The organism is Klebsiella sp. LTGPAF-6F, from assembly GCF_001753185.1.
Classification (GTDB): domain Bacteria; phylum Pseudomonadota; class Gammaproteobacteria; order Enterobacterales; family Enterobacteriaceae; genus Klebsiella; species Klebsiella michiganensis.
Window position 1 is genome coordinate 2,022,374 of record NZ_CP017450.1, and the last position, 25,662, is coordinate 2,048,035.

Consider the following 25,662-nt stretch of genomic DNA (forward strand, 5'->3'; position numbering starts at 1 on the left):
AAAATGATGGTCAGCATAGCACAGCCGGAAAATAAGTGATGGCGCAATCCGTGATGAAGTTAAGGAAGGTGCGAACAAGTTCCTGATATGAGATCATCATATTCATCCGGAGCGCATCCCAGAGGGACATCATGAGCCATCAACTCACCTTCGCCGATAGTGAATTCAGCACTAAGCGCCGTCAGACCCGAAAAGAGATTTTCCTCTCCCGCATGGAGCAGATTCTGCCATGGCAGAATATGACCGCTGTCATCGAGCCGTTTTATCCCAAGGCGGGCAATGGCCGACGGCCCTATCCGCTGGAGACCATGCTGCGTATTCACTGCATGCAGCATTGGTACAACCTGAGCGACGGTGCCATGGAAGATGCCCTGTACGAAATCGCCTCCATGCGCCTGTTTGCCCGATTATCCCTGGATAGCGCCCTGCCGGACCGCACCACCATCATGAATTTCCGCCACCTGCTGGAGCAGCATCAACTGGCCCGCCAATTGTTCAAGACCATCAATCGCTGGCTGGCCGAAGCAGGCGTCATGATGACTCAAGGCACCTTGGTCGATGCCACCATCATTGAGGCACCCAGCTCGACCAAGAACAAAGAGCAGCAACGCGATCCGGAGATGCATCAGACCAAGAAAGGCAATCAGTGGCACTTTGGCATGAAGGCCCACATTGGTGTCGATGCCAAGAGTGGCCTGACCCACAGCCTGGTCACCACCGCGGCCAACGAGCATGACCTCAATCAGCTGGGTAATCTGCTTCATGGAGAGGAGCAATTTGTCTCAGCCGATGCCGGCTACCAAGGAGCGCCACAGCGCGAGGAGCTGGCCGAGGTGGATGTGGACTGGCTGATCGCCGGGCGTCCCGGCAGGGTAAAAACCTTGAAGCAGCATCCGCGCAAGAACAAAACGGCCATCAACATCGAATACATGAAAGCCAGCATCCGTGCCAAGGTGGAGCACCCGTTTCGCATCATCAAGCGGCAGTTCGGCTTCGTGAAAGCCAGATACAAGGGGCTGCTGAAAAACGATAACCAACTGGCGATGTTATTCACCCTGGCCAACCTGTTTCGGGTGGACCAAATGATACGTCAGTGGGAGAGATCTCAGTAAAAACCGGAAATAACGCCAGAAATGGTGGAAAAAATAGCCTAAATAGGCTGATTCGATGTGTTTGCGGGAAAAAAATCGGCCCAGATCCGCGAAATTTTAATCAGCGAGTCAGCTTGGGAAGAAATGACCTGCTTATTCGCACCTTCCTTAACAGTTTTAAATGCACAACTCTCGAAAAAAATAATTGACAGGAATTTGAGTGCAGTCACGAAGCAAATTTTTCTCACGCGCAATTGAGCTTTTTTGAATACCCTTTCTTTTTGGGATTGTTATATTGCAACTACAGGCCTGATAACAGGGCGCGATGCGGTAAGGGTCGCGACAAAAACATAAAAAATAAAGAGGATACCCTATGTCACGTATAGATACTGTTGTCTGTACTGACGCCAGAAAAACAAAATATCGTTTCGTGGTATTGACGATGATTTTCCTGGTGTATGCCATAAATTACGCCGACAGAACGAATATCGGCGCGGTACTGCCGTTTATCATTGACGAGTTTCATATCAACAACTTTGAGGCCGGGGCCATCGCCAGCATGTTTTTCCTCGGCTATGCGGTAAGCCAGATCCCGGCCGGTTTTTTTATTGCCAGACGCGGTACCCGGGGACTGGTTTCGCTGTCTATTTTCGGCTTTTCCGCTTTTACCTGGCTGATGGGCACCGTAAGCTCGGTATTTGGCCTGAAGATGGTGCGACTGGGGCTGGGGCTTAGCGAAGGGCCGTGCCCGGTGGGGCTGGCTTCAACCATTAATAACTGGTTCCCGCCGAAAGAGAAAGCCACGGCAACGGGCGTCTACATCGCCGCCACCATGTTTGCGCCGATAATCGTACCGCCGCTGGCGGTGTGGATCGCGGTTACCTGGGGCTGGCGATGGGTCTTTTTCTCCTTTGCGATACCGGGGATTGTGGCGGCGGTCGCGTGGTACCTGTTGGTTAAGTCAACGCCCGCGGAAAGCGGATTTGTTTCGCAACGCGAACTGGAAGAGATTAATGCCGGGCGTGAAACTGATAAAAACGCCGTCCGCGAAAATATATTAATTGCCGACCGCTTCACCTGGCTGGATAAAATTATTCGGGTGAAAAAGATGGCGCCTGTCGATACGGCGAAAGGATTATTTACCTCGAAAAATATTCTTGGTGACTGTCTGGCCTATTTTATGATGGTCAGCGTGCTGTACGGGTTATTAACGTGGATCCCGCTGTATTTAGTGAAAGAGCGCGGTTTTGACGTGATGAGTATGGGCTTCGTGGCGAGTATGCCGTGCATCGGCGGCTTTATTGGCGCGATTGGCGGAGGCTGGATCTCGGATAAAGTGTTAGGCCGCCGGCGTAAACCCACCATGATGTTCACCGCGATTTCAACCGTGGTCATGATGCTCATTATGCTGAACATTCCAGCAAGCACCTGGGCGGTATGTATTGGATTATTCTTTGTCGGTTTTTGTTTGAATATTGGCTGGCCGGCTTTTACCGCCTACGGAATGGCCGTTTCGGACAGTAAAACCTATCCAATTGCCTCTTCTATTATTAATAGCGGCGGCAACCTTGGCGGCTTTGTTGCCCCGATGGCCGCCGGTTTTTTACTTGATCAGACCGGCAGCTTTAATTCTGTATTCACCTATTTTGGTATCTGCGCCGCAATAGGTCTGGTGGTGATTCTTTTCCTCGATGAGCCACAGTAACGGCAATATTTCTGTTAATTAATATGACGTCATGTCATGGAGTGAAAATATGTTATTAAAAGATAAAGTCGCCATTATTACTGGCGCGGCCTCCGCACGCGGTTTGGGTTTTGCCACCGCCAAATTATTTGCCGAGAACGGCGCCAGCGTGGTCATTATCGACCTCAATGGTGAAGCCAGCAAAGCCGCTGCGGCGGCCCTGGGCGAAGGCCATCTTGGTCTGGCAGCGAACGTCGCCGATGAAGTTCAGGTGCAGGCGGCAATCGAACAGATTCTGGCGAAATATGGCCGGGTTGATGTGCTGGTGAATAACGCCGGCATTACCCAGCCGCTGAAGCTGATGGAAATTAAGCGTGCCAACTATGACGCGGTGCTGGACGTCAGCCTGCGCGGCACGCTGCTGATGTCGCAGGCGGTTATTCCGGCAATGCGGGCGCAAAAATCGGGCAGCATTGTCTGTATCTCATCGGTTTCCGCCCAGCGCGGCGGCGGTATCTTCGGCGGCCCGCACTACAGCGCGGCAAAAGCCGGTGTGCTCGGCCTGGCGCGGGCGATGGCGCGCGAGCTTGGCCCGGATAACGTCCGCGTAAACTGCATCACGCCGGGGCTGATTCAGACCGATATTACCGCCGGCAAGCTGACCGACGACATGACGGCCAATATCCTCGCCGGGATCCCGATGAACCGTCTGGGCGATGCGGTGGATATCGCGCGTGCCGCCCTGTTCCTCGGCAGCGATCTCTCTTCCTACTCGACCGGTATCACCCTGGACGTGAACGGCGGCATGTTAATCCACTAAGCGAGGCAATCAGATGAAGATGACAGAAACACAACAAGTTGCCGCGGCGGCGTGGCGTATCCGTCGCTATGCCCTGCAAATGGGCGAAGTCCAGGGACAGGGCTATATCGGCCAGGCATTAGGCTATGCGGATGTGCTGGCCACCGCCTTCAGCCACGCGATGCGCTACCGTCCGGAAGATCCGCAGTGGGAAGGGCGTGACCGTTTTCTGCTCTCTCACGGCCATTACGCCATCGCCTATTATGCGGCGCTGCTGGAAGCGGGAATTATCCCGGAAGAGGAGCTGGAGACCTACGGTTCCGACGACAGCCGCCTGCCGATGTCGGGCATGGCGACCTATACGCCTGGAATGGAGATGTCCGGCGGCTCGCTGGGGCAGGGGCTCTCCATCGCCGTCGGGATGGCGCTCGGTCTGAAGAAGAAGGGCAGCGCATCCTGGGTTTTTAACTCTATGTCGGATGGGGAGCTGGACGAAGGTTCAACCTGGGAAGCGGCGATGTCGGCGGCCCACTACGGCCTGACTAACCTGATTAACCTCGTTGACGTTAACAAACAGCAGGCGGACGGCGATTCGCGCAAAATTCTCGGCTTTGAGCCGCTGCATGAAAAATGGGCCGCCTTCGGCTGGTACGTGCAGCGCGTGGACGGTAACGATCTGGCGGCGGTGGTGGCCGCCTTTGATAACGCGAAAAATCATGCGGGCAACCAGCCGCGGGTCATTTTATGCGACACGCTGATGGGCAAAGGGGTGCCGTTCCTTGAAACCCGCGATAAGAACCATTTTATCCGCGTCGATGCCGACGAATGGCAAAAAGCGATTGCGGTGCTGGACGCCAACAAACCGGAAGGAGTGCTGTAATGAGCCAGAGTAAACCACGCTTAAAAACGTCGGCGATGATCGCCTCCATTGCTGATGAAGGTCAGGCGACCGTTTCCGCGCCGTTTGGCGTCGCGCTCTCGAAGCTGGCGGCCCAGCGCCCGGAAATCGTCGGTATGACCGCGGACCTGTCAAAGTATACCGATCTGCATATTTTCGCCCAGGCCTTTCCGGATCGCTTCTTCCAGATGGGAATGGCGGAGCAGCTGCTGATGGGAGCCGCCGGGGGAATGGCGAAGGAGGGATTTATTCCCTTCGCCACCACCTACGCCGCTTTTGCCACCCGTCGCGCCTATGATTTTATCCATCAGGTCATCGCCGAAGAGCATCTGAACGTGAAGATCTGCGCGGCGCTGCCGGGCCTGACCACCGGCTACGGGCCGAGCCATCAGGCAACGGAAGATCTGGCGATTATGCGCGGCATTCCCGGCATGGTCATCGTCGATCCCTGCGATGCGCTGGAGATAGAGCAGGCGGTACCGGCGATTGCCGACCACGACGGTCCGGTGTATATGCGTCTATTGCGCGGTAAGGTGCCGCTGGTGCTCGATAAATATGATTATCAGTTTGAGCTGGGCAAGGCGAAGCTGCTGGAGGACGGTAACGATGTACTGATTATCTCTTCCGGGCTGATGACCATGCGCGCCCTCGAGGCGGTTGAAAAACTGCGGGCCGATAATATCAGCGCGGCGGTGCTGCATGTCCCTACCATCAAACCGCTTGATGAAAAAACGATCGTTGTGCAGGCTTCGAAGCCCGGCCGTCTGGTGGTGACCGCGGAAAACCACACGTCGGTCGGCGGGCTGGGGGAGGCGGTTGCCGCGCTGCTGATGCGTAAAGGCGTACGCTGCGAGCTGGATACCGTCGGTTTGCCTGACGAATTCCTGCTGGCCGGCGCGCTTCCGACGCTGCACGACCGCTACGGCATCTCCACCGCGAAGATGGTCGAAAAAATTAAGTATCGCCTGCGTTAATCGCCTTCGCCGCCGCGTTCTGCGGCGGCGTTTCTCTGCTTTTGTTCGCGGTTTCCCCGTCGAGGCATTAAACGGGCTATTTCGGGAACGCCTGGCGCGAAGCGCCATCGCCGCTTCTCATCGACAGGACGGGGAGCAGTGGTTTGTTAGCCGGAGGATTCTTTTCGGCAGATTTTATGCGGTTCGTCACAAAATCTGCTAGACTGCGCAGCTTCATGGCATTGTGGTTTTTGCCATCTCTTTCGCAATAATCTCCCTGAAAACTACGCCTGTGACGGGCCGGGGCGGTTCGGAGTTGTTATGTCTTTTGATTCCCTTGGCCTGAATCCTGAAATCCTGCGCGCCGTCGCTGAGCAGGGCTACGTTGAGCCAACCCCAATTCAGCAGCAGGCTATCCCGGCAGTATTACAGGGTCGCGATCTGATGGCCAGCGCTCAGACCGGTACCGGCAAAACGGCGGGATTTACGCTGCCGCTGCTTCAGCATCTGATCCAAAAGGAGCCGCATGCTAAAGGGCGTCGCCCGGTGCGTGCGCTGATCCTGACCCCAACGCGCGAGCTGGCGGCGCAAATTGGCGAGAACGTCCGTGATTACAGCAAATACCTCAACGTTCGCTCGCTGGTGGTGTTCGGCGGCGTGAGCATTAATCCGCAGATGATGAAGCTGCGCAGCGGCGTCGATATCCTGGTGGCAACGCCGGGTCGTCTGCTGGATCTTGAACATCAGAACGCCGTGAGCCTCGACAAAGTCGAAGTGCTGGTGCTGGACGAAGCCGACCGTATGCTGGATATGGGCTTTATTCACGATATTCGCCGGGTGCTGGCGAAGCTGCCGGCCAGACGTCAGAACCTGCTGTTCTCCGCAACCTTCTCCGATGACATTAAATCGCTGGCGGAAAAGCTGCTGCATAACCCGCTGGAGATCGAAGTCGCCCGCCGCAACACCGCCTCTGAGCAGGTGAGCCAGCTGGTGCATTTTGTCGATAAAAAGCGCAAACGCGAGCTGCTGTCGCAGATGATCGGTGAAGGTAACTGGCAGCAGGTGCTGGTCTTTACCCGCACCAAGCACGGCGCAAACCATCTGGCGGAACAGCTCAATAAAGACGGCATCCGCAGCGCCGCTATTCACGGCAACAAGAGCCAGGGCGCGCGTACCCGCGCATTGGCTGACTTTAAATCCGGCGGCATTCGCGTACTGGTGGCCACCGATATCGCCGCGCGCGGTCTGGATATTGAAGAGCTGCCGCACGTGGTGAACTACGAGCTGCCAAACGTACCGGAAGACTATGTGCACCGTATCGGTCGTACCGGGCGCGCCGCGGCAACGGGTGAAGCGCTGTCGCTGGTTTGCGTTGATGAACATAAACTGCTGCATGATATCGAACGCTTGCTGAAAAAAGAGATCCCGCGTATTGCCCTGGCGGGCTACGAGCCGGATCCATCGATTAAAGCCGAGCCGATTCAGAACGGTCGTCAGCAGCAGCGCGGCGGCGGTCGCGGTGGCCAGAGTCAGGGCCGCGGTGGCCAGGGGCAAGGTCGCGGTCAGCAGTCCGCTCCGCGTCGTACCGATGGCGAAGCGTCGAAAGCGCGAACTCAGGACGGTAAGCCTCCTCGCCGTCGTCGCCCGCGTAAACCCGCCGCGGCGGAGTAACGCTATCCCGTCACTCCTGTGGCGAGTGTCGCAATCGCGCGGCTAAGCCACTGATGGGTTGTCCGGGTAAGACTCCTTACCCGGACGCGCTTCGCTCAGCATAACCTCGAGCGTGATTCCAGTTTGCTCAGAAAGACGTTCCTTCCGACGGCTAAAAAATGGCACAATAGTGGCTGTTTATACAGTATTCAGGTTTTCTCATGGCTTTGACCGCAGCGCTGAAAGCGCAAATCGCCGCCTGGTATAAGGCGCTTCAGGAACAAATCCCTGACTTTATTCCCCGTCCTCCGCAGCGGCAGATGATTGCCGATGTGGCGAAGACGCTCGCCGGGGAAGAGGGGCGACATCTGGCGATAGAAGCCCCGACCGGCGTCGGCAAAACCTTGTCATACCTGATTCCCGGCATCGCCATTGCCCGTGAAGAACAAAAAACGCTGGTGGTCAGTACCGCCAACGTTGCTCTGCAGGACCAAATCTACAGTAAAGACCTGCCGCTGCTGCGCAAAATCATTCCCGACCTGCGATTTACCGCCGCCTTTGGCCGCGGGCGCTACGTCTGCCCGCGTAACCTGGCCGCGCTTGCCAGCACCGAGCCAACGCAGCAGGATTTACTGGCCTTTCTTGATGACGAACTCACGCCTAACAACCAGGCGGAACAGAAGCTGTGCGCGACGCTGAAAGCGGACCTTGATAGCTACAAATGGGACGGCCTGCGCGATCATACCGATAAAAATGTGGATGATTCATTATGGAGCCGCCTGAGCACCGATAAAGCCAGCTGCCTGAACCGCAACTGCCACTATTATCGCGAATGTCCGTTTTTTGTCGCCCGCCGGGAAATCCAGGAAGCAGAAGTGGTGGTGGCGAACCATGCGCTGGTGATGGCGGCGATGGAAAGCGAAGCGGTGCTGCCGGAACCGAAGCATCTGCTGCTGGTGCTGGATGAAGGCCACCATCTTCCGGAGGTGGCCCGCGATGCGCTGGAAATGAGCGCGGAAATCACCGCCCCCTGGTACCGCCTGCAGCTGGATCTTTTTACGAAGCTGGTCGCGACCTGCATGGAGCAGTTTCGCCCTAAAACCACGCCGCCGCTGGCGAATCCCGAGCGTCTGAATGGGCATTGCGAGGAGCTCTATGAGCTTATCTCCTCCCTGAATAATATCCTCAATCTGTACATGCCGGCCGGGCAGGAGGCGGAGCACCGCTTCCCGATGGGGGAGCTGCCGCAGGAAGTGATGGAGATTTGCCAGCGGCTGGCGAAGCTCACCGAAACGCTGCGCGGTCTGGCGGAGCTGTTCCTTAACGATCTGGGCGAAAAAACCGGCAGTCACGACGTGGTGCGTTTGCACCGGGTTCTGCTGCAGATGAACCGAGCGCTGGGGATGTTTGAAAGCCAAAGTAAACTGTGGCGGTTGGCATCGCTGGCGCAGTCCTCCGGCGCGCCGGTGACCAAATGGGTCACCCGCGACCTGCGGGATGGCCAGATGCATATCTGGTTCCACTGCGTGGGGATCCGCGTCAGCGATCAGCTGGAGAGGCTGCTGTGGCGCAGCGTCCCGCATATCGTCGTTACCTCTGCGACGCTACGCTCGCTTAATAGCTTTTCGCGTCTGCAGGAGATGAGCGGGCTGAAAGAGAAAGCGGGAGACCGCTTTGTGGCGCTGGATTCGCCCTTTAATCACGTCGAACAGGGTAAAATCGTCATTCCGCAGATGCATTATGAACCGCTTATCGATAACGAAGAGCAGCATATTGCCGAGATGGCCGCCTATTTCCGGGAACAGGTTGAGAGCAAAAAGCATCTCGGCATGCTGGTACTCTTCGCCAGCGGAAGAGCGATGCAGCGGTTTCTCGAACAGGTTACCGATCTGCGCCTGCTGCTGCTGGTTCAGGGGGATAAGCCTCGCTACCGGCTGGTCGAGCTGCATCGTAAACGCGTTGAAGGCGGCGAGCGCAGCGTACTGGTTGGGCTGCAATCCTTCGCGGAAGGCCTGGATTTAAAAGGCGAACTGTTAAGCCAGGTGCATATCCACAAGATCGCTTTCCCGCCGATTGACAGCCCGGTGGTGATCACCGAAGGCGAATGGCTCAAAAGCCTCAACCGCTATCCGTTCGAAGTTCAGAGCCTGCCCAGCGCGTCATTCAACCTGATTCAACAGGTTGGCCGCCTGATCCGTAGCCATAGCTGCTGGGGAGAGGTGGTAATTTATGATAAACGCCTGTTGACCAAAAACTACGGTAAGCGTTTATTGAATGCATTACCCATATTTCCGATAGAGCAGCCAGCCGTCCCTGAGGTTATAGTAAAAACTAAAACAAAACAGACGCGTCGCAAACGGCGTTAGCGGTGCAATGTCGACGCGGTGAGACGCTCAGAGGAGCCTGCAATGGAGTACAGCAAGATCGTTAAAGAAGTCGGGCGCGGAAAAAACCACGCTCGCGACCTGGACGTGGAAACGGCCCGCGCGCTCTACTCGCGGATGCTTAACGGCGAGGTGCCTGACCTTGAGCTCGGCGGCATTCTTATTGCCCTGCGCATCAAGGGCGAAGGTGAAGCGGAGATGAAGGGCTTCTATGAAGCGATGCAGGAGCACACCATTAAGCTGACGCCGCCGGTCGGCAAGCCGATGCCGATTGTGATCCCCAGCTATAACGGCGCGCGTAAACAGGCTAACCTGACGCCGCTGCTGGCCGTCCTGCTGCATAAGCTCGGCTTCCCGGTTATCGTTCACGGCGTGAGCCACGATCCCACCCGCGTGCTGACGGAAACCATTTTTGACCTGATGGGGATCCCGGCAACGCTTCACGCGGGCCAGGCACAGGCGCGGTTAGATAGTCACCAGCCGGTTTACGTTCCGGTCGGCGTATTTTGTCCGCCGCTGGAAAAACAGCTGGCGATGCGCTGGCGCATGGGCGTGCGTAACAGCGCACACACCCTGGCCAAGCTGGCGACGCCGTTTGCCGAAGATGCGGCGCTGCGCCTGTCGAGCGTTTCGCATCCTGAGTACGTCGGTCGGGTCGCGAAATTTTTTGCCGGGATCGGCGGCCGGGCGCTGCTGATGCACGGTACCGAAGGCGAGGTTTACGCTAACCCGCAGCGCTGCCCGCAGATTAGCCTGATTGATGAGACCGGTACGCGGGTGGTTAACGAGCGTCAGGATGGCGCCGCTGCGCAGGCAGTCGCCCTGCCGGAGTCAAAAGATCCCGAAGTGACCGCGCGCTGGATCGAGCGCTGTATGGTCGGGAGCGAACCGCTGCCGTCATCGTTGAAAATTCAGCTGGCCTGCTGTCTTTTGGCCACCGGCGTGGTCTTGTCTCTGGAGCAGGGGCTGGCGAAGGTGGCTGAGAGCTGGTAACCCTATCGCAGGATCGCAGGCAAAAAAAAGCCCGTCCAGTGGCATGGACGGGCAAGGCAAGGGTATTAAAGGATCTTACAGGGTTAAAACAGTGGCATTACAGGGTGTTGCTGTTGCTACAGGGATAACTGACGATTATTTATAGATAACCGCAGTACCGCTCAGTTTGTTGTTGCTGTTAGCGGAGGTAATGCTATAGCCGGTTGCACCAGCGGCCTCGGCTTTTTCAGCCAGTTTAGCTTCCAGTCCATCCAGCGTCGTCGCGCCTTCAGCGGAAACCACACCAATTTTGTTCATGCTCTCTGCCTGAGCCGATGTCACCGGCTGAGCGGCGAACGCGCCGAAAGACAGAGCGGAAAGGGCGATAGCGGCGGCAGCATATTTGATGTTTTTCATAGTTAATCTCTCGCAGGTTGTTCTGTATAGGGGACGATGTTCCGTCGATGTGATAAGTATCACGGTTTTTAGCGGGAGATAAAATCGAAGGAAATTAACAGTCTTCATCTAATTTTTTGAACGACTATTAATTTATTGAATATTAATAAATTATTTTAGCCGGCGGCGGCGAAACAGGTCGGGGCGGCGAACGGGGGGCTGGAAGGGCACATTTTGCCACGCCGTTTGCCAAAAAACGTGCGCGAAAAGATAACGCGATGTGCGTAATGAACGGTAAATATTGGTCAGCGAAGCTGGCTATCCTTGGAGCCTCTGCGATTATATCCTGAAAATGTATTGTTATGTAAATCTTTCTCCTGTTGGCATTTTACGCAGTATTTCACCCCCGCCACCGCCCGTCGGCGCGCCTCAGGAATCGGCTCCCCGCATTCTTCACAAAATTTGTTGCTTTCCCCCGATGACAGTTCGTTTCGCGCCCGAGCTATCGCGTCGTTGATGGTGCTGTCGATCTGTTCCTGCACCGCGTCATCATTCGCCCAGCCTGATGCCATAGTTCACCTCGCTATCTCGCCTCTCTTTAGTATAGAGAATATGGGGATAAAAAATGACCAGACAAGGCTCAGATCTCTGACCATTCGCGCAGCAGGTTATGGTACAGATTAAGCAGAGACAGGACTTCGTCACTTTCGCCGTGGCGGCTTTTTAATTTCTGAATATTGCCATCCAGTTCAAACAGCATACTGCGGCGTTTATCGTCGCGGATCATTGACTGAACCCACAAGAACGAGGCGACGCGAACGCCTGAGGTCACCGGAGTGACGCAGTGCAGGCTGCTTGAAGGATAGAGCACCAGGTCCCCGGCAGGGAGCTTAACCGAATGCTGTCCGTAGGTATCGTTCACGACCAGCTCACCGCCTTCGTAGCTCTCCGGGGGGCTTAAAAAGAGCGTGGCGGAAAGATCGGTGCGCATCCAGCCTCCCTGCGCCTGGCTGCGTACCGCGCCGTCGACGTGGAAACCATAAGTTTCGCTCTGCTGATAACGATTAAACAGCGGGCTGGAAATCGCTTTCGGCAGCGCGGCGGCAAAAAACAGCGAGCTGCGATTCAGCGCCGCCAGTACGTTACCCTGAAGTTCGCCGTAAAGATTGCTGTGGGTATCAACCTGCTGGTTATTTTTGACCTGGGCGCCCAGATCGCCGGTCGTCACGCGCCCGTCGACCCATTCCGCCTGCTGCAGCTGAGCGATAAAATCGTCCACTTCCTGAGAGCTGAGAACGGCGGGAATATGATACATCATCGTTTTATCTCCGGAGAAAACGGGGCGTAGCCGCCCCGGGGTGGATCAGAAGTGCATATTGGCGGTGAGCACGAAGGTTCGCGGTTCGCCCGGGTGATAACGGTAGCCGCTCTTGTTAATCGAGGCGACATAGTCGGTATCAAACAGGTTGTAGACGTTCAGCTGCAGGTCGAGATTACGGTTAATGCGATAGCCGACTTTGGCATCAGCCACCCAGTAGCCTTCGGTATAGGAAGGCGTGCCGACCGCACCGTCGCTGCCGCGATGCATGCTGCCGACGTATCGCGCGCCGGCGCCGACGGCGATCGCATCGGTGGCCTGATACTGGCTCCAGAGAGTAAACGCATGCTCTGGCGTATACGGCAGCGCGCTGGTGCCATCCTGGGCGGTATTCGCGCCTTCACGAACGCTGGCGTGCTGTTGGGTATAGCCGCCAATAACCTGCCAGTCGGGCGTGATATTACCGGCCAGAGAGATCTCATAGCCTTCAACGCGCTTCTTACCGTACTGCGAATAGCTGCCGTCGTCGTTCTGCTCGACTTCGTTTTCAATATCGGTGCGGAAGAGGGCGGCGGTCAGCAGCAGGCGCTTATCCATCAGCTCCCACTTGGTGCCGACTTCGCTGGTTTTGGCCTTCTGCGGTTTAAAGTCGGTTCGGTTGGCGCTGCTGCCGGTGCCGCTTTGCGCGAGGGTGAAGTTGCTCCCTCCCGGCGGCTGCTGGGAGACGGCGTAGTTGACGTAGAGGTTGCCGTTATCGGTCAGGTGGTACAGCGCGCCGGCCTTCCAGTTAACCAGGTTACCGCTGGTTGAGGTATCGACGGTGGTGACGGGGGTATTTTTCGCCACCCCGGTCGGGCAGGCGATGGCGCCGCGGCCGGTACCGCCGCACAGGCTGGCGCTATCGTATTTGGTCTGGTAGTTATCCAGACGGATCCCGCCGTTAAGTTCGACGTCCTGGGTTATCTGCAGCGTATCGAAAGCATAGACGCCGACGGTATCCGTCTGTCCGTTAGCGTTGGCGCCGCTGCGGTTCAGGCCGCCGATGGAGATATCGCTGTTCGGATGATAAATATTCACCGCCGGAGGCGTGAGCGGATATACCCCGTAGTTGGTCTGGGTTTCGCGGGTAAATTCCACACCGGTGCTGACGTCATGACCGATGGCCCCGGTATAGAACGTTGACGTCAGGTTAGTCTGGTTGGTCAGGATCTTGTTGCTGGTATCTTTCGTGTTCGCCAGGCGCGACCAGGTCCAGGTGCCGACATCGTTGGGGTTTGGCTGAGTGATGTTTGACGCGCCGCCCATCACCGCAGTCATCAGGTAATCCTGCTTCACGCGAGACCAGCGGGTGGTGTTGCGAATCGTCGTCGTGTCGCTCAGGTCGTGCTCGAAGCGCATCGTCACGGTATCGGTTGTGGAATCATCGTAGTCGGAGTCGGTGCCGTAGAAGTTGCTGGTGGCGACCTTGCCGGAGTGATTCAGCGCCGAGGTGCCGGCGTTGGGAGCGGAATAGCCCGGCAGACCGATGGTGGGAATGCCGCCGTCGGGCGTGTTGTGCTGGGTTACGTGCAGATAGTTAAGATACAGGCGGTTTTCGGTGCCGAGGCCAAATGCGGCCGATGGCGCGACGCCGTAACGCTCGTTTTTCACCTTGTCCCGGCCCGCATCGTGGGTTTTCTCGCCCATCAGATTCAGACGCACCGCGCTGGTTTCGCCAATGGCCTCGTTAATATCCAGGGTGCCGCGTCGGAACCAGGCGCTGCCCGCGCTGGCGGAGGCGTCGATGCCGGAATCGAGGCGCGGCTGTTTGCTGATCATATTGATCGAGCCGGTCGGCGCGCTGCGTCCGTAGTCGGAGCCTGAAGGTCCCTTGATGACTTCGATCTGCTCGGTATTAAAAGTATCGCGGCTGACGCTGCCGATATCGCGGATGCCGTCGACGTAAATGCTGTTGGAAGTGTCCGCCCCGCGCATGTAAATCGCGTCGCCGGTCGTCGAGTTGCCGTTTTCGCCGGCAAAGAAAGCGCCGACGCCGGGAACGTTTTTCAGCGCGTCGGTGAGGTTAGTGACGCCCTGGTCCTTCATCACCTGCTCAGAGACCACGCTAACCGTCCGCGTTGTGTCGGCGATCGGGCGTGAAAATTTAGGATCGGCGGAGCGGGTCGGCGCGTACAGCGATGGCGTCTGCGCTTCGACCACCAGCGTTTCGCCGCTATTTTTTTCAGTGCTATCCGCGGCAAGCAGCTGGCCGGTCGGAGAAAGACTCAGGCATAAGCCGGTGAAGAGAGTGAGCGAGTGAAAACTGCTGAACGGCAAATTGTTATTTTTTTCCATATCAATAAGTGACTTATAATTTTAATTAGGCCATAACGACCGCAGACGAAGCGTTGCTTCGCCCCGACCACTGCAGGTGATTTTTTACAAAAGCAATGAGTTTGATAATGATTGTGATAATCATTATCAAACAACAGGCGAATTTCTATCACTCATTTATAAAAAAATAAATACATTTATTTACATTGGCTGCATTTTTTCTACATAAAGGCGCGCCGGGCAGGCGAGGTTGTCGCGGGAAATGGCATTCAGCTACCCGGCCTGGAAAACGGCGCTAGTACAGGCCGGGTGGGAGGGTTAGCGGGCGTCCGGACGAACGAGGTCAAAGCGCAGGCTTTCATCAATGCCATAATAGGCGCTGGGGCCTCCGGCGCGCAGAATCGGCTGGGCCCTGGCGGTCTGGTAAATTCCGTCTTCCAGCAGCGATTCATCGATATGCACCGCCACCACTTCGCCCAGCACCAGCCAGGTGTCAACCGCTCGCCCTTCTGCGGTCGTTAACTGGATGCATTGTGAAAGGCGACACTCGAAGTTTACCGGGCTTTCGGCGACCCGCGGCGCGCTGACGATGCGGCTGGGAGCGGCAGTCAGCCCGGCGCGGATGAATTCATCTTCATTATGGGGAAGGGTGGCGGAGGTTTCGTTCATCGCGACCGCCAGAGGCCGGGTGGCCAGATTCCAGACGAACTCTTTAGTCTCGGCGATATTCTGTACGCTATCTTTCCAGCCGCTGCTGGCAAAACCAATAATCGGCGGCCGATAGTTAAAGCAGTTGAAAAAACTGTACGGCGCGAGGTTACGCTGGCCGCTGTTATCAAGGGAGGCTATCCAGCCGATGGGGCGCGGCCCGATAATGGCGTTAAGCGGGTCGTGCGGCAGCCCGTGTCCGTGCGAAGGTTGGTAGAAATACATACGACACCCGTGACAAAAAAAGAGATAACCAGACTCACTTATTTACCGCGCCGCCGTCAACGGGTATCTTACGCGGCTGTTCAAAGGAGATTGCCATGAAAGCCCAGAAACCGGGGTTACACCCGCGTAACCGTCACCAACAACGCTACGACCTGCCCGCGCTGTGCCAGGCCCACCCTGAGCTCCAGGGCTTTATCACCCTTAACCCGGTGGGTGGGCAGACCATCGACTTTGCCAATCCGCTGGCGGTGAAGGCGCTGAATAAAGCGCTGCTGGCGCACTTCTACGCGGTGAAATACTGGGATATTCCCGACGGCTTTCTCTGCCCGCCGGTGCCGGGCAGGGCTGACTACATCCATCATCTCGCCGATCTGCTGGCGCTGGATAGCGGGACGATCCCGGCCAACGCCAGCATTCTCGATATTGGCGTTGGCGCAAACTGCATCTATCCGCTCATTGGCGTGCACGAGTACGGCTGGCGTTTTACCGGCAGCGAAGTGAACGCCGACGCGTTCGCCAGCGCCCAGGCTATCGTCAACGGCAATCCCGGCCTGACTCGCCAGATCCGCCTGCGTCGTCAAAAAGACGCTAAAGCGATTCTGACCGGCATTATTCATAAAAATGAGACCTACGACGCGACCCTGTGTAACCCGCCTTTCCATGATTCCGCCGCCAGCGCGCAGGCGGGCGGTGAACGTAAACGTCGCAACCTGGGACTGGGCGAGGAGAGCGTGCTGAACTTTGGCGGCCAGCAGCAGGAGCTGTGGTGCGAAGGGGGCGAGGTTGCGTTTATTACGCAGATGATTGCGGAGAGCCAGCAGTTTGGCCGTCAGGTGAAGTGGTTTACCTCCCTGGTTTCTCGCGGCGACAATTTGCCGCCGCTCTACCGTGCGCTGACCGACGTCGGCGCGGTGAAAGTAGTGAAAAAAGAGATGGCCCAGGGAAATAAGCAGAGCCGCTTTATCGCCTGGACCTTTATGGACGAAGCCAAACGTCGCCGCGCTTTATAACGTGGGCTCGGCGGGTGCCGGCGGTCCCGCCGGTGCCGGCATCGGCAGAACCTGGTAAGTTTGTACCGGCGCCCGCACGCCCGCGAGGTCAAAATGCCTTTTCACCTGAGTGTCGAGGGCGAACCTTACCGTCCACTGCTTCAACGGCAGGGTGGTAAAGGTGACGCGCAGGGTGAAGGCGGTATTGCTTAAGCCCACCAATCCTGCGAAAGAGGGCTCGCCAATGATCAGCCCGCGAATCTCTTCCTGCGCCATCACTTCCGCGACCGCGTCTTTCAGCGCCTGGTTGGCCTTATCCAGATCTTCTTGCCGGTCAACATCATAGTTGGCCACCACCGAGCCGATACCGCGCACGAAGTTGGCGAAGGTGGTTATCGAAGACCACGGAATAATATGATAGGCGCCGGTATCCTGGCGTACGCCGACGGAGCGAATCGACATGCGCTCCACCGTTCCGGTTAACGGCCCAATCGTCACGAGGTCGCCGGTGTTCATGCCGTTCTCAAACTGGATAAAAATCCCGGTAATAATGTCTTTGACCAGGGTTTGCGCGCCGAACGAAATCGCCAGGCCCAGCGCGCCTGCGCCGGCCAGCAGCGGGGCGATATTCACGCCCACTTCCGAAAGCAGGATCATGATAGTAATGGTGCTAATGACCACCGCCAGCGCGTTGCGAAACAGCGTCAGCAGCGTTCGGGCGCGGGCGCTGGGCAGCGGGCGGCCGTGAATATCCGATGCCAGCCGGTTCTCAATCAGGCTGGCGAGCAGCGTCCAGCCAATTGCCGAGAAGAAGAGGATCAGTGCGATACGAATCAGCACATCCACCGCTTTTTGCCCGCTGCCGTTATGCATCCACTGCCAAAAATCGAACAGCCCCCACGCGCTGAGCAGCAGCATGATCGCCACGCAGACCGTCAGGATACGCGCGGCTTTCAGCGACGCGGAGATCCAGCCGTTCAGCCGTTTTTGCAGTTCGGGGTAGTTGCGCTGGGTTTCCGGCGACAGGGTGATGGTTTTCGCAATCCAGCGCGACAGAATACCGGAGACCAGCGCGGCGGCGCCGATGATGGCCAGGCTGCGCAGCGTCGCGCCCATCATAAATTTCAGGCTGTTGCCGGGATCGAACAGGGAGAAGAAAAACAGCACGATAAAATAGGCGCAGGCCAGCCAGTGCCAGATCAGCGCAAAGGCGCGGATAAACAGGCTAAAGAAGGCCAGCGAGCGGTCGGCGAGATGGATAAGCCCTTGGGTAATCAATTTCTTATTGTGAAATATCAGGTACAGCGCCCAGAGCGTAATGCACAGCATAATCACCACGTTGGCCAGCGCTCCGAACTGTACGTTGACCTGGTTGGAGATAATCGGCACCGCGACGATGAGCCCGTAGCCAATCAGGCTGCTCAGCGCGCTGAGACGCAGGTTCCAGTATTTCGCCGCTTCATCGCTGAGGTTGAACGGGCGTAGCTCCGGGATGCGGGGGCAAAAAATAAGCCGCAGAATGGCCTTGAAAAATTCAATCAGCGCGAAGGCGTTGAGAAACAGGCTTTGTTGAAAGGCGATGGTGGGATTGTTACCGTTCAGGCGGTCGCTTAAAAGCTGGCCCACGAAGAGCGTGAGCGCCAGCAGAAGCAGGTCAAAAATAAACGCGCCGGCGATCGTTGCAGGTAGCTGAAGCCAGTTGCTGCGGTCGCGGTTTTTATGCCGTCCCCAGTGGCCCATTTTGCGATACAGCGGCAGGGCCGCCAGGCGTACCAGCCACCAGAACGCAAAGACCAGGCCCGCCAGCAGCAGGAAATGCCAGGCGGCGTTGGTGAAAGTCTGAGAATTAAACGCTTTGTGCGGAGAACCGGTGATGTTGCGCCACAGCTGGGAGAAGCGCGAAGAGAGCTGCTCTCCGTATTCGCGGCTGATGTGGGTGACGTTCTCCAGCACCGTGGTCTCGTCTTTTATTTCCGGCGGCGTCAGCTTCGGCGTACTGTCCGGCGGCGGCGTGGCGGCGGCTTTCCGCAGCTGCTCGATAAGCTCCTGACGGGCGTCGGCGTTTTCAAGCACGTCGGCCAGCGCGCCGTAGGCCGCTTTCTTCTGCGCCACATCGGGTTCACTGCTGCTGGACGGGTCCGCTGTGGTTGCCGGAACGCCGGGCAGCGTCGCGGCCCATAGCGGAGCGGTGAAGAGTAGGGCAAGCAGTAACAAAATCCGCGGCACAGGCACCTCCATTGCATCTCAAACCAATAAGTATAGAAGATGAGATCCGCAGAGCGAGGTTGGGATGATTCTGGAAAGCGGCTCTCCCGCGAAGGGAGAGCCGGGGGGCATCAGGCTACGTGCTGCAAAAACTCGCGCAGGCGCGGGCTGGGCGGGTTATTCACCAGCATCTGCGGATCGCCATCTTCCGCAATGCGCCCTTTATCGATAAAGATCAGGCGCGACGCCACTTTTTCGGCGAAGCCGATTTCGTGGGTAACGATAACCATGGTCATGCCTTCTTCGGCCAGATCCTGCATCACTTTCAGCACTTCATGACGCAGTTCAGGGTCAAGCGCGGAAGTTGGCTCATCAAACAGCATCATTTTGGGTTTAACCGCCAGCGCCCGGGCAATGGCCACGCGCTGCTGCTGTCCGCCTGAAAGCTCAGAAGGGTAGTGGTGCGCACGTTCCGCGAGGCCCACTTTCTCCAGCAGGTCTTTCGCCAGTTTTTCCGCCGCCGCTTTATTGGCGCCGCGAACGCGCAGCGGGCCGAACATCACGTTTTCCAGCGCCGTCAGGTGCGGGAACAGATAAAACTGCTGGAATACCATCCCGGCTTCCTGGCGAATCAGCCGCTCGTCAACCTTCGGGTCGTTGACCTTCAGACCGTCGACGATCAAATCGCCGCTGGTAATCTCTTCAAGTTTGTTAATACAGCGCAGCAGGGTCGATTTACCGGAACCGGACGGCCCGATAATCACCACGACTTCGCCCTGGTTGATCTTCAGATCGATATCATGCAGCACCTTGGTTGGGCCAAAATGCTTGGAAACGTTTTTAAATTCAATCACAGGATTTTCATCCTTCTTTCAAGACGACGCAGAACAAAGCTCAGCACCAGGGTGATGATCAGGTAGATAACCGCAACGGCGCTCCAGATCTCCAGCGCGCGGAAGTTACCGGCAATAATTTCCTGGCCCTGACGGGTCAGTTCGGCCACGCCGATGACGATAAACAGCGAGGTATCTTTGATGCTGATAATCCACTGGTTGCCCAGCGGCGGCAGCATACGGCGCAGCGCCAGCGGCAGGATCACGTAGCGGATAGTTTCCCGACGAGAAAGGCCCAGCGCGAGGCCGGCTTCCCGGAAGCCTTTATGGATCGACAGCACCGCGCCGCGGGTGATTTCCGCAATATAGGCGCCGGAGTTGATCATAATGGTTACCACCGCCGCCGAGAACGGGTCGATGCGTAAATCGCTAAACGCCATCGGCAGGGCGAAGTAGATGAACATGACCTGCACCACAATTGGGGTGCCGCGGATGATTTCGATAAAGACCAGCGCGATGTGGTTGGCAATCCAGCCGCCGAAACAGCGGGCGAAACCGGCCACCAGACCGATTATCAGACCGCCGACCAGGCCGAGGACCGAAATCCACAGCGTCATTTTGGCGCCTTCCAGTAAAATTGGGATGGCGGGCCAGATGGCACTCCAGTCAAACTGCATAATGTGTTCCTGTTACCGTGTCGAAAACAGAGGAAAACCCCCTGAGAAAACTATTCAGGCCTGCTGACGGGTAGCCCGGAGAGCTCCAGGTCTACCAGACCACAGCAGGCCTGGAAGAGAGTATCGCTAATTATTATTTGGGTTCAGTACCGAACCATTTTTTATAAATTTCGTTGTAAGTGCCGTTCTCACGCAGCGTTTTCAGCGCGCCGTTCACTTTTTCACGCAGCTCGTCGCTGCCTTTCGGGAAGGCGATACCGTAGTTTTGCGCTTCCAGCGAGTCGCCTACCGCTTTGAACTTGCCGTTACCCGCAGTTTTGATGAAGTAAAGGATGTTTGGCGTATCGTGCAGAACCGCATCAGCGCGACCGGTACCCAGTTCCATATAGGCGTTATCGATGTTCGGGAACTGGCGCAGATCTTTGGTTTTGATATTGGCTTTCGCGTAATCAACGGAGCCGGTGCCTCCCTTCACGGCAACCACTTTACCGTTCAGATCTTTGACATCTTTAATATCGTTATTATTCGCGTTAACCATGACCAGCAGGCCGCTTTTGTAGTAGCCGTCAGAGAAGTCGATCGCTTTTTTACGTTCGTCGGTGATGGTGATCCCCGCCAGCGCGAGATCGATGTTTTTGGTCTGCAGTGCCGGAATGATACCGCTGAAGTCCATTGGCTTCAGGGTGTAGTCAAGCTTCAGCTCTTTCGCAATGGCAGCCCACAGGTCAACGTCGAAACCGACATACTTATCGCCCTGTTTAAATTCGAACGGTACAAACGCCGTGTCGGTCGCGACAACCAGTGTTTTATCAGCGGCGTGAGAAGAAACCGCAAAAGCCAGGGTCAGTGCAGCCAGTGAAACTTTAAATACAGACTTCATAGCATTTCCTTTTATATCCACGGGACGATCCCCTGCGAGAACGAGTTGCCTTATGAAAAAATCATGCCACTTTTACAACCTGTTGTTTTATAACAAGCAGGAAGGCGCCTGTTGCACAATTTTGATAACGGATAACGTTAAATGCACCGATATGGGGCGCCGTTTTGGTGCGTCATAAAGGCATCGCATAACAAGAGCATTTTTAACGCAAACCCTGATGTTAAAACAATCTCGGCGTAACGATTGTGTGAGGTGATTATTACAATTGATTTACTTTTGCGCGTATTTTGTACATTCTCATGCACTGAAGTGGTGCGCGGCGGGGAAGTGGAAAGAAAAAAAGCCGCCAGCGTGGCTGACGGCAGTTGGCCTTACTCGATATTGGCTTCGATGAACCACAGGAATTTATCCAGGTCGCGTGAAGCAGCGGTGAAGATATCAGCGGTATCTTCATCTTTGGCTTCATCGATGGCTTTACGCACATCGTTGGCGACGATCGCATAGCGGTCGGCCAGCTCTTTCAGATGGTCCTGGACGCTATGGATATCCTGCGGGTAGCTTTTCAGCGGGCTTTTGCTGTTAATGACCTGAGTCGTACCCAGCGCTACGCCACCAAGCTGTACGGCACGTTCTGCCATCGTATCAAGGTGGTCGACGAGCGCAGTGCGGAAGCCGTCCAGCATCTCATGAACGGCAATAAAGTTTGCACCGCGCATATTCCAGTGAGCCTGTTTGGTAATCAAAGACAGGTCAATGAACTGGATCACCTGGCGATTCAGCAGCTCAACGGTCGCTTTCTTCGCGCTATCAGCGACGTCGTTACGGGTATAGAGCAGATTCGTTGCTTTAGTTTTAACCAGTTTTGCGGTACTCATAGTGTCATATCCTCTTGATATTTGTACTCGTCATACTTCAAATTCGAATTATTCGGAGCGTCTCATCCCAATAACTTGCGGAATTAAGTATAGCAACGGATTTGAGCTTTGCAGCGGCGGTAGTCTCTATCGGTCTGATAGCGCAGGGCTGTTAGTCAGGAAAAATAGTTTATAAATTAAGGAGATGATTGAGTTTCTCGTCAATCAGCTCCTTTTCGCTAGCTGATGTCGACCTTCTGTATCTTCGTTTCCCGACGCATTGTCAGCGTGGAGCCCATCGAGGCAAGAATAATCGCCCCCAGCGCCAGCGTTTGGGTCGCGGTTAGCGTTTCCCCAAGAAACACCATTCCGGAAAGCGCGGCGAGAGCCGGCTCCATGCTCATCAGGGTGCCAAAGGTCTTGCTGGGCATGCGGGTCAAGGCAACCATTTCCAGAGAGTAGGGCAGCGCGGTCGATAAAATGGCGATCCCCAGTCCCGGCAGCAGCAGCCCCCACTGAAAGAGCGTATCGCTGGCCTGGATCATCCCCATCGGGACGAAGACCACCGCAGCGATCAGCGACCCCATAGCGACCGTTGCGGGGCCATGCTCTTCGCCGGCGCGCTGGCCGGTCAGAATGTAGACCGCCCAGCAGGCGCCAGCGCCGAGGGCCAGCAGCGCGCCAATGGGATCGATCTGCGCCACGCTTTGCCCCAGCGGCAGCAGAAACCAGAGCCCGAGCACCGCCAGCGCCACCCAGACGAAATCGAGAGGGCGACGGGAGCCAAAGAGCGCCACCGCCAGGGGGCCGGTAAATTCCAGCGCGACGGCGACGCCTAGCGGAATGCGCTGAATCGATAAATAGAACAGGTAGTTCATCGCACCGAGCGACAGGCCGTAGAAAAGCAGCGGCAGGCGCTGCTCCGGGGCAAAGCGCAGGCGCCAGGGTTTGAAGATAACCACCAGGATGAAGGTGCCGAGCGCGAGGCGCAGGGCGGTAACGCCTGGCGCACCCACCAGCGGGAAGAGTGACTTGGCCAGCGAGGCGCCACTCTGGATCGAAATCATGGCAATTAAAATAACCAGTATCGGCAACCATGCCGGTACTTTGCGGGAAGAGCCGGGCATCCTTTCTCCTGTCAATTTTGTCAAATGCGGTAAAGGTTCCAGTGTAAATGAATTACCCCGCGCCGGTTGAGCTAATGTTGAAAAAAAGGGGTGTAAAAGCAGTACAATAGCGCGGGGTTGAAGATAATTTCACCAGAAGATTAGGAATAATCTGGATACACGTCTGGCGCTTTATGAGCCTTAATAGGAGTATATTTGTAAAAAAGGTTTGTTTTCCAGTTTGTTATAGAAACGTAGAAACCTTTAGTTACATGAAAAAGTACGTTAGACAATGTAAAGTGAAAAGAGTTTCCCAAAAGTTTTTGTTATATTTAAGGCTTAGGACTTATTAGAAACACATTTGAGGTGGTTATGAATAAAATTGCACGTTTTTCAGCACTGGCCGTTGTTCTGGCTGCATCCGTAGGTACCACTGCTTTCGCCGCGACTTCTACCGTTACCGGTGGCTACGCGCAGAGCGACATGCAGGGTGAAGCGAACAAAGCAGGCGGTTTCAACCTGAAGTACCGCTACGAGCAAGACAACAACCCGCTGGGTGTTATCGGTTCTTTCACCTACACCGAAAAAGATCGTTCTGAGTCTGGCGTTTACAAAAAAGGCCAGTACTACGGCATCACCGCAGGTCCGGCTTACCGTCTGAATGACTGGGCGAGCATCTACGGCGTAGTGGGTGTTGGTTACGGTAAATTCCAGGACAACAGCTACCCGAACAAATCTGACATGAGCGACTACGGTTTCTCTTACGGTGCTGGTCTGCAGTTCAACCCGATCGAAAACGTTGCTCTGGACTTCTCCTACGAGCAGTCTCGCATTCGTAACGTTGACGTTGGCACCTGGATTGCTGGCGTAGGTTACCGCTTCTAATCACTCCGGTGATATAAAAAATCCGCCTCAAGGGGCGGATTTTTTTTGCCTGCGGTTTACGCAACCGTGTTAATTGACGGTAAACGCGTCGGTACCCAGATGGGTATAGTCCACTTTCTTCAGCTGGAAGTTAGTGATGTAGATGGGGCCGGCCTTCTGTTCCGAGATAAAACGATAGCGCGGGGCAATCTCCTGAGCGCTGATGCCGGTCCACTGCGAAAAGAAGCTGAGGAAGTCGTTGGCGGACCGCCGCGCTTTAATGACCTTATGCGCTTTATCATCGCTGGAGATCACCATAAAGGGGACCTGGAAATTCTGCTGGTACTTATCGTCGTGCGCCAGATACTGCACCTCTTTCCCGCGCTCTTTAAAAGCCAGACCGTGATCGGAAAAATAGGTCATCGAGAAGGTTTCGCCCGAGTTTTGTAGCTGAGTATAAAGATCGCTCAGCAGCGTATCGGTTTGCGTCATGGTGTAGAGATAGCAGGAGGTCTCTTTCGACTGAACAAAAACCGCGTATTTCCCTTTGGTGCGGTCGCAGGCCTGCGGATGCGAACCCATCAAATGCAGGACAATCAGCTGCGGCTGGGTGCGGCGGGTGGCAAGCACCTGCGCGGTCAGCTTTAATAGCTGCTCATCCTGAGTGTTTTTATTGGCCTCGAAATCGCCGTTCTTGAGGAACTGAACTTCGTCCGCGCGTTTGGCGATGCTGGCAATTGCCGTATCGTATTCGCCAATTTGCCCCTGATTCGAGAACCACCAGGTCTGAAAACCGGCGCGGTTGGCGAGGGTGACAAAGTTATCCTGAAACTGCGGTTTATCATCGACCACCCGGTTGAGGGTTAAACCGAGCGATTTCTGCGTTGAACCGCTGGCGGCAACGTAGTCATTGAACAGATAGCCTTTTACCGAGCTGGCGAACGGGGTGTTGTCCCAGTGGCCGCCAAAGGCGCCGAGCGCATCGCGACGCGCGCTCTCGCCGATCACCACCACATACAGATGATATTTGGGCTTTACCGCCAGCACGTGCCAGCTGTCTTTCATATTCGCCAGCTGCGCCATTCGCGCCTGCTCATCCAGCACTTCATTATTATTCACAACCACGTCTTTAACGAAGCGTACGGCGGGGTAGCCGGTGTCGATAACCTTAAAGACGCCGCCCCAGGCGAGGTTTTGCACCGGCTGGAGAAAGAAAATAGCGGTGCAGAACAGCAGCCCCAGCGTCTCCATTTTCCCCCATCGCGCCGATGCATCCGGCTTGCGCCGTACGGCAATCACGCCGAGCGCAAAGATAAACACGGCCAGCAGATAGTTGTACCACGGGAAAATGGTCAGGATCTCGGTGGACTCTTCGATGTTTGTGGCATGCAGCGCCAGCAGCGTGTTGAAATTGGGCGCGCCGTAGGCCTGGCCGAAAGGATAGTACATGGCCGCCAGCAGCGAATAGGCGCCGATCGTCACTTTTTGCGCGCGCGGAAAGCTGCGCCACAGCAGATGCAGCACGCAGGTAAAAGCAACGGTATAGAGCAGGCTAAAGTCGTAGCCCAGCGCCAGGTTAATAAACAGCGATTGTAAAAAGTAGAATCCTGTCCATGGGTTCAGTACCAGTCCGCGGGCGACCAGCGTTTCTTTCAGCGTGACATTCATAGTAAACAATCAAAAAGAGCCATGTGCGTCCCCTGGCATCAAGGGGTAAAACCTGCTGGACAGTGCGTGAAGAGGGTCTCTGCGAGCCGCAGTAGTGGCAGGGCTGACAAAAGATAGGGCTTGCAAATGTTAAGGTCAACCATCCATAACGGATTGTTTTGGGAGGAAGCTTACAAAACTTGAAAAAAGTTGCCG

At 56.0% G+C, this 25,662-nt stretch carries 23 protein-coding genes; 11 read left to right on the top strand and 12 right to left on the bottom strand.

The genetic code is table 11. From position 1 onward, the window contains the following. Positions 1 to 131: 131 nt before the first annotated feature. From BJF97_RS09445 to ybiB, 9 genes are all read left to right on the top strand, one after another. Complete coding sequence (locus BJF97_RS09445; protein WP_070082752.1) at positions 132 to 1,112, top strand: IS5-like element ISKpn26 family transposase; 981 nt, start codon at positions 132 to 134, stop codon at positions 1,110 to 1,112. Further along, a complete protein-coding gene (locus tag BJF97_RS35480) occupies positions 1,094 to 1,300 on the top strand; it encodes a hypothetical protein (protein WP_335603708.1) in 207 nt (68 codons plus the stop codon). Before BJF97_RS09445 ends, BJF97_RS35480 begins: the two co-directional genes overlap by 19 nt. 164 nt (positions 1,301 to 1,464) lie before the next feature. After that, on the top strand, positions 1,465 to 2,796 hold the full coding sequence (locus tag BJF97_RS09450) for an MFS transporter (RefSeq protein WP_014228505.1): 1,332 nt from the start codon (positions 1,465 to 1,467) through the stop codon (positions 2,794 to 2,796). Positions 2,797 to 2,845: 49 nt separating this feature from the next. Continuing rightward, complete coding sequence (locus BJF97_RS09455; protein ID WP_014228506.1) at positions 2,846 to 3,595, top strand: SDR family NAD(P)-dependent oxidoreductase; 750 nt, start codon at positions 2,846 to 2,848, stop codon at positions 3,593 to 3,595. Positions 3,596 to 3,608: 13 nt separating this feature from the next. Then, the gene (locus BJF97_RS09460) at positions 3,609 to 4,454 is read left to right on the top strand and encodes a transketolase (protein WP_014228507.1); all 846 of its coding nucleotides are present in this window, start codon (positions 3,609 to 3,611) and stop codon (positions 4,452 to 4,454) included. Continuing rightward, positions 4,454 to 5,446, top strand: a complete 993-nt coding sequence (locus tag BJF97_RS09465) for a transketolase family protein (RefSeq protein WP_032694522.1) — start codon at positions 4,454 to 4,456, stop codon at positions 5,444 to 5,446. Before BJF97_RS09460 ends, BJF97_RS09465 begins: the two co-directional genes overlap by 1 nt. A gap of 300 nt (positions 5,447 to 5,746) precedes the next feature. After that, positions 5,747 to 7,096, top strand: coding sequence for an ATP-dependent RNA helicase RhlE (rhlE, locus tag BJF97_RS09470; protein WP_032694521.1), 1,350 nt, complete (start codon positions 5,747 to 5,749; stop codon positions 7,094 to 7,096). A 200-nt stretch (positions 7,097 to 7,296) separates the two neighbouring features. Then, positions 7,297 to 9,441 (top strand): ATP-dependent DNA helicase DinG, encoded by a 2,145-nt coding sequence (gene dinG, locus BJF97_RS09475; protein WP_014228509.1) that lies wholly within the window; start codon positions 7,297 to 7,299, stop codon positions 9,439 to 9,441. Between the two features lie 42 nt (positions 9,442 to 9,483). Continuing rightward, positions 9,484 to 10,452, top strand: a complete 969-nt coding sequence (gene ybiB / locus BJF97_RS09480) for a DNA-binding protein YbiB (RefSeq protein ID WP_014837874.1) — start codon at positions 9,484 to 9,486, stop codon at positions 10,450 to 10,452. A gap of 135 nt (positions 10,453 to 10,587) precedes the next feature. Here ybiB and ybiJ read toward each other — a convergent pair whose 3' ends face one another. The 5 genes from ybiJ to BJF97_RS09505 all read right to left on the bottom strand — a co-directional run bounded on the left by ybiJ (position 10,588) and on the right by BJF97_RS09505 (position 15,391). Next, a complete protein-coding gene (gene ybiJ, locus BJF97_RS09485) occupies positions 10,588 to 10,848 on the bottom strand; it encodes a DUF1471 family protein YbiJ (protein ID WP_004130722.1) in 261 nt (86 codons plus the stop codon). Positions 10,849 to 11,132: 284 nt separating this feature from the next. Continuing rightward, positions 11,133 to 11,399 carry a DksA/TraR family C4-type zinc finger protein gene (locus BJF97_RS09490; RefSeq protein ID WP_004130731.1) on the bottom strand — a complete coding sequence of 89 codons (267 nt, stop codon included), beginning with the start codon at positions 11,397 to 11,399 and terminating at the stop codon, positions 11,133 to 11,135. A 68-nt stretch (positions 11,400 to 11,467) separates the two neighbouring features. Continuing rightward, complete coding sequence (gene ybiX, locus BJF97_RS09495; protein ID WP_004849092.1) at positions 11,468 to 12,145, bottom strand: PKHD-type hydroxylase YbiX; 678 nt, start codon at positions 12,143 to 12,145, stop codon at positions 11,468 to 11,470. 45 nt (positions 12,146 to 12,190) lie between these two features. Beyond that, positions 12,191 to 14,479, bottom strand: a complete 2,289-nt coding sequence (locus tag BJF97_RS09500) for a catecholate siderophore receptor Fiu (protein ID WP_032694520.1) — start codon at positions 14,477 to 14,479, stop codon at positions 12,191 to 12,193. 297 nt (positions 14,480 to 14,776) lie between these two features. Next, positions 14,777 to 15,391, bottom strand: coding sequence for a flavin reductase family protein (locus tag BJF97_RS09505; protein WP_025108097.1), 615 nt, complete (start codon positions 15,389 to 15,391; stop codon positions 14,777 to 14,779). A 95-nt stretch (positions 15,392 to 15,486) separates the two neighbouring features. Between BJF97_RS09505 and rlmF the strand changes: the two genes are divergently transcribed. Continuing rightward, positions 15,487 to 16,401, top strand: coding sequence for a 23S rRNA (adenine(1618)-N(6))-methyltransferase RlmF (gene rlmF, locus BJF97_RS09510; RefSeq protein ID WP_032694519.1), 915 nt, complete (start codon positions 15,487 to 15,489; stop codon positions 16,399 to 16,401). Here rlmF and ybiO read toward each other — a convergent pair. The 6 genes from ybiO to rhtA form a co-directional block, all read right to left on the bottom strand. Next, the gene (gene ybiO, locus BJF97_RS09515) at positions 16,396 to 18,606 is read right to left on the bottom strand and encodes a mechanosensitive channel protein (protein ID WP_032694518.1); all 2,211 of its coding nucleotides are present in this window, start codon (positions 18,604 to 18,606) and stop codon (positions 16,396 to 16,398) included. The two genes, rlmF and ybiO, sit on opposite strands and share 6 nt — an antisense overlap. Before the next feature lie 110 nt (positions 18,607 to 18,716). Further along, entirely contained in the window at positions 18,717 to 19,439 is a 723-nt protein-coding gene (glnQ, locus tag BJF97_RS09520) for a glutamine ABC transporter ATP-binding protein GlnQ (RefSeq protein WP_004849106.1), read from the bottom strand. Further along, on the bottom strand, positions 19,436 to 20,095 hold the full coding sequence (glnP, locus tag BJF97_RS09525; RefSeq protein ID WP_004100490.1) for a glutamine ABC transporter permease GlnP: 660 nt from the start codon (positions 20,093 to 20,095) through the stop codon (positions 19,436 to 19,438). Before glnP ends, glnQ begins: the two co-directional genes overlap by 4 nt. 133 nt (positions 20,096 to 20,228) lie before the next feature. Beyond that, a complete protein-coding gene (gene glnH / locus BJF97_RS09530) occupies positions 20,229 to 20,975 on the bottom strand; it encodes a glutamine ABC transporter substrate-binding protein GlnH (RefSeq protein WP_004849110.1) in 747 nt (248 codons plus the stop codon). A gap of 371 nt (positions 20,976 to 21,346) precedes the next feature. Next, entirely contained in the window at positions 21,347 to 21,850 is a 504-nt protein-coding gene (gene dps / locus BJF97_RS09535; protein ID WP_070082860.1) for a DNA starvation/stationary phase protection protein Dps, read from the bottom strand. Between the two features lie 218 nt (positions 21,851 to 22,068). After that, positions 22,069 to 22,956: a threonine/homoserine exporter RhtA gene (gene rhtA, locus BJF97_RS09540; RefSeq protein ID WP_004100495.1), complete on the bottom strand. Its 888-nt coding sequence runs from the start codon at positions 22,954 to 22,956 to the stop codon at positions 22,069 to 22,071. 351 nt (positions 22,957 to 23,307) lie between these two features. Between rhtA and ompX the strand changes: the two genes are divergently transcribed. Next, the gene (ompX, locus tag BJF97_RS09545; RefSeq protein WP_004130755.1) at positions 23,308 to 23,820 is read left to right on the top strand and encodes an outer membrane protein OmpX; all 513 of its coding nucleotides are present in this window, start codon (positions 23,308 to 23,310) and stop codon (positions 23,818 to 23,820) included. Between the two features lie 69 nt (positions 23,821 to 23,889). Here the strand turns inward: ompX and BJF97_RS09550 are convergent, their stop codons facing one another. After that, complete coding sequence (locus BJF97_RS09550; protein ID WP_032694517.1) at positions 23,890 to 25,467, bottom strand: phosphoethanolamine transferase; 1,578 nt, start codon at positions 25,465 to 25,467, stop codon at positions 23,890 to 23,892. Positions 25,468 to 25,662 lie beyond the last annotated feature (195 nt).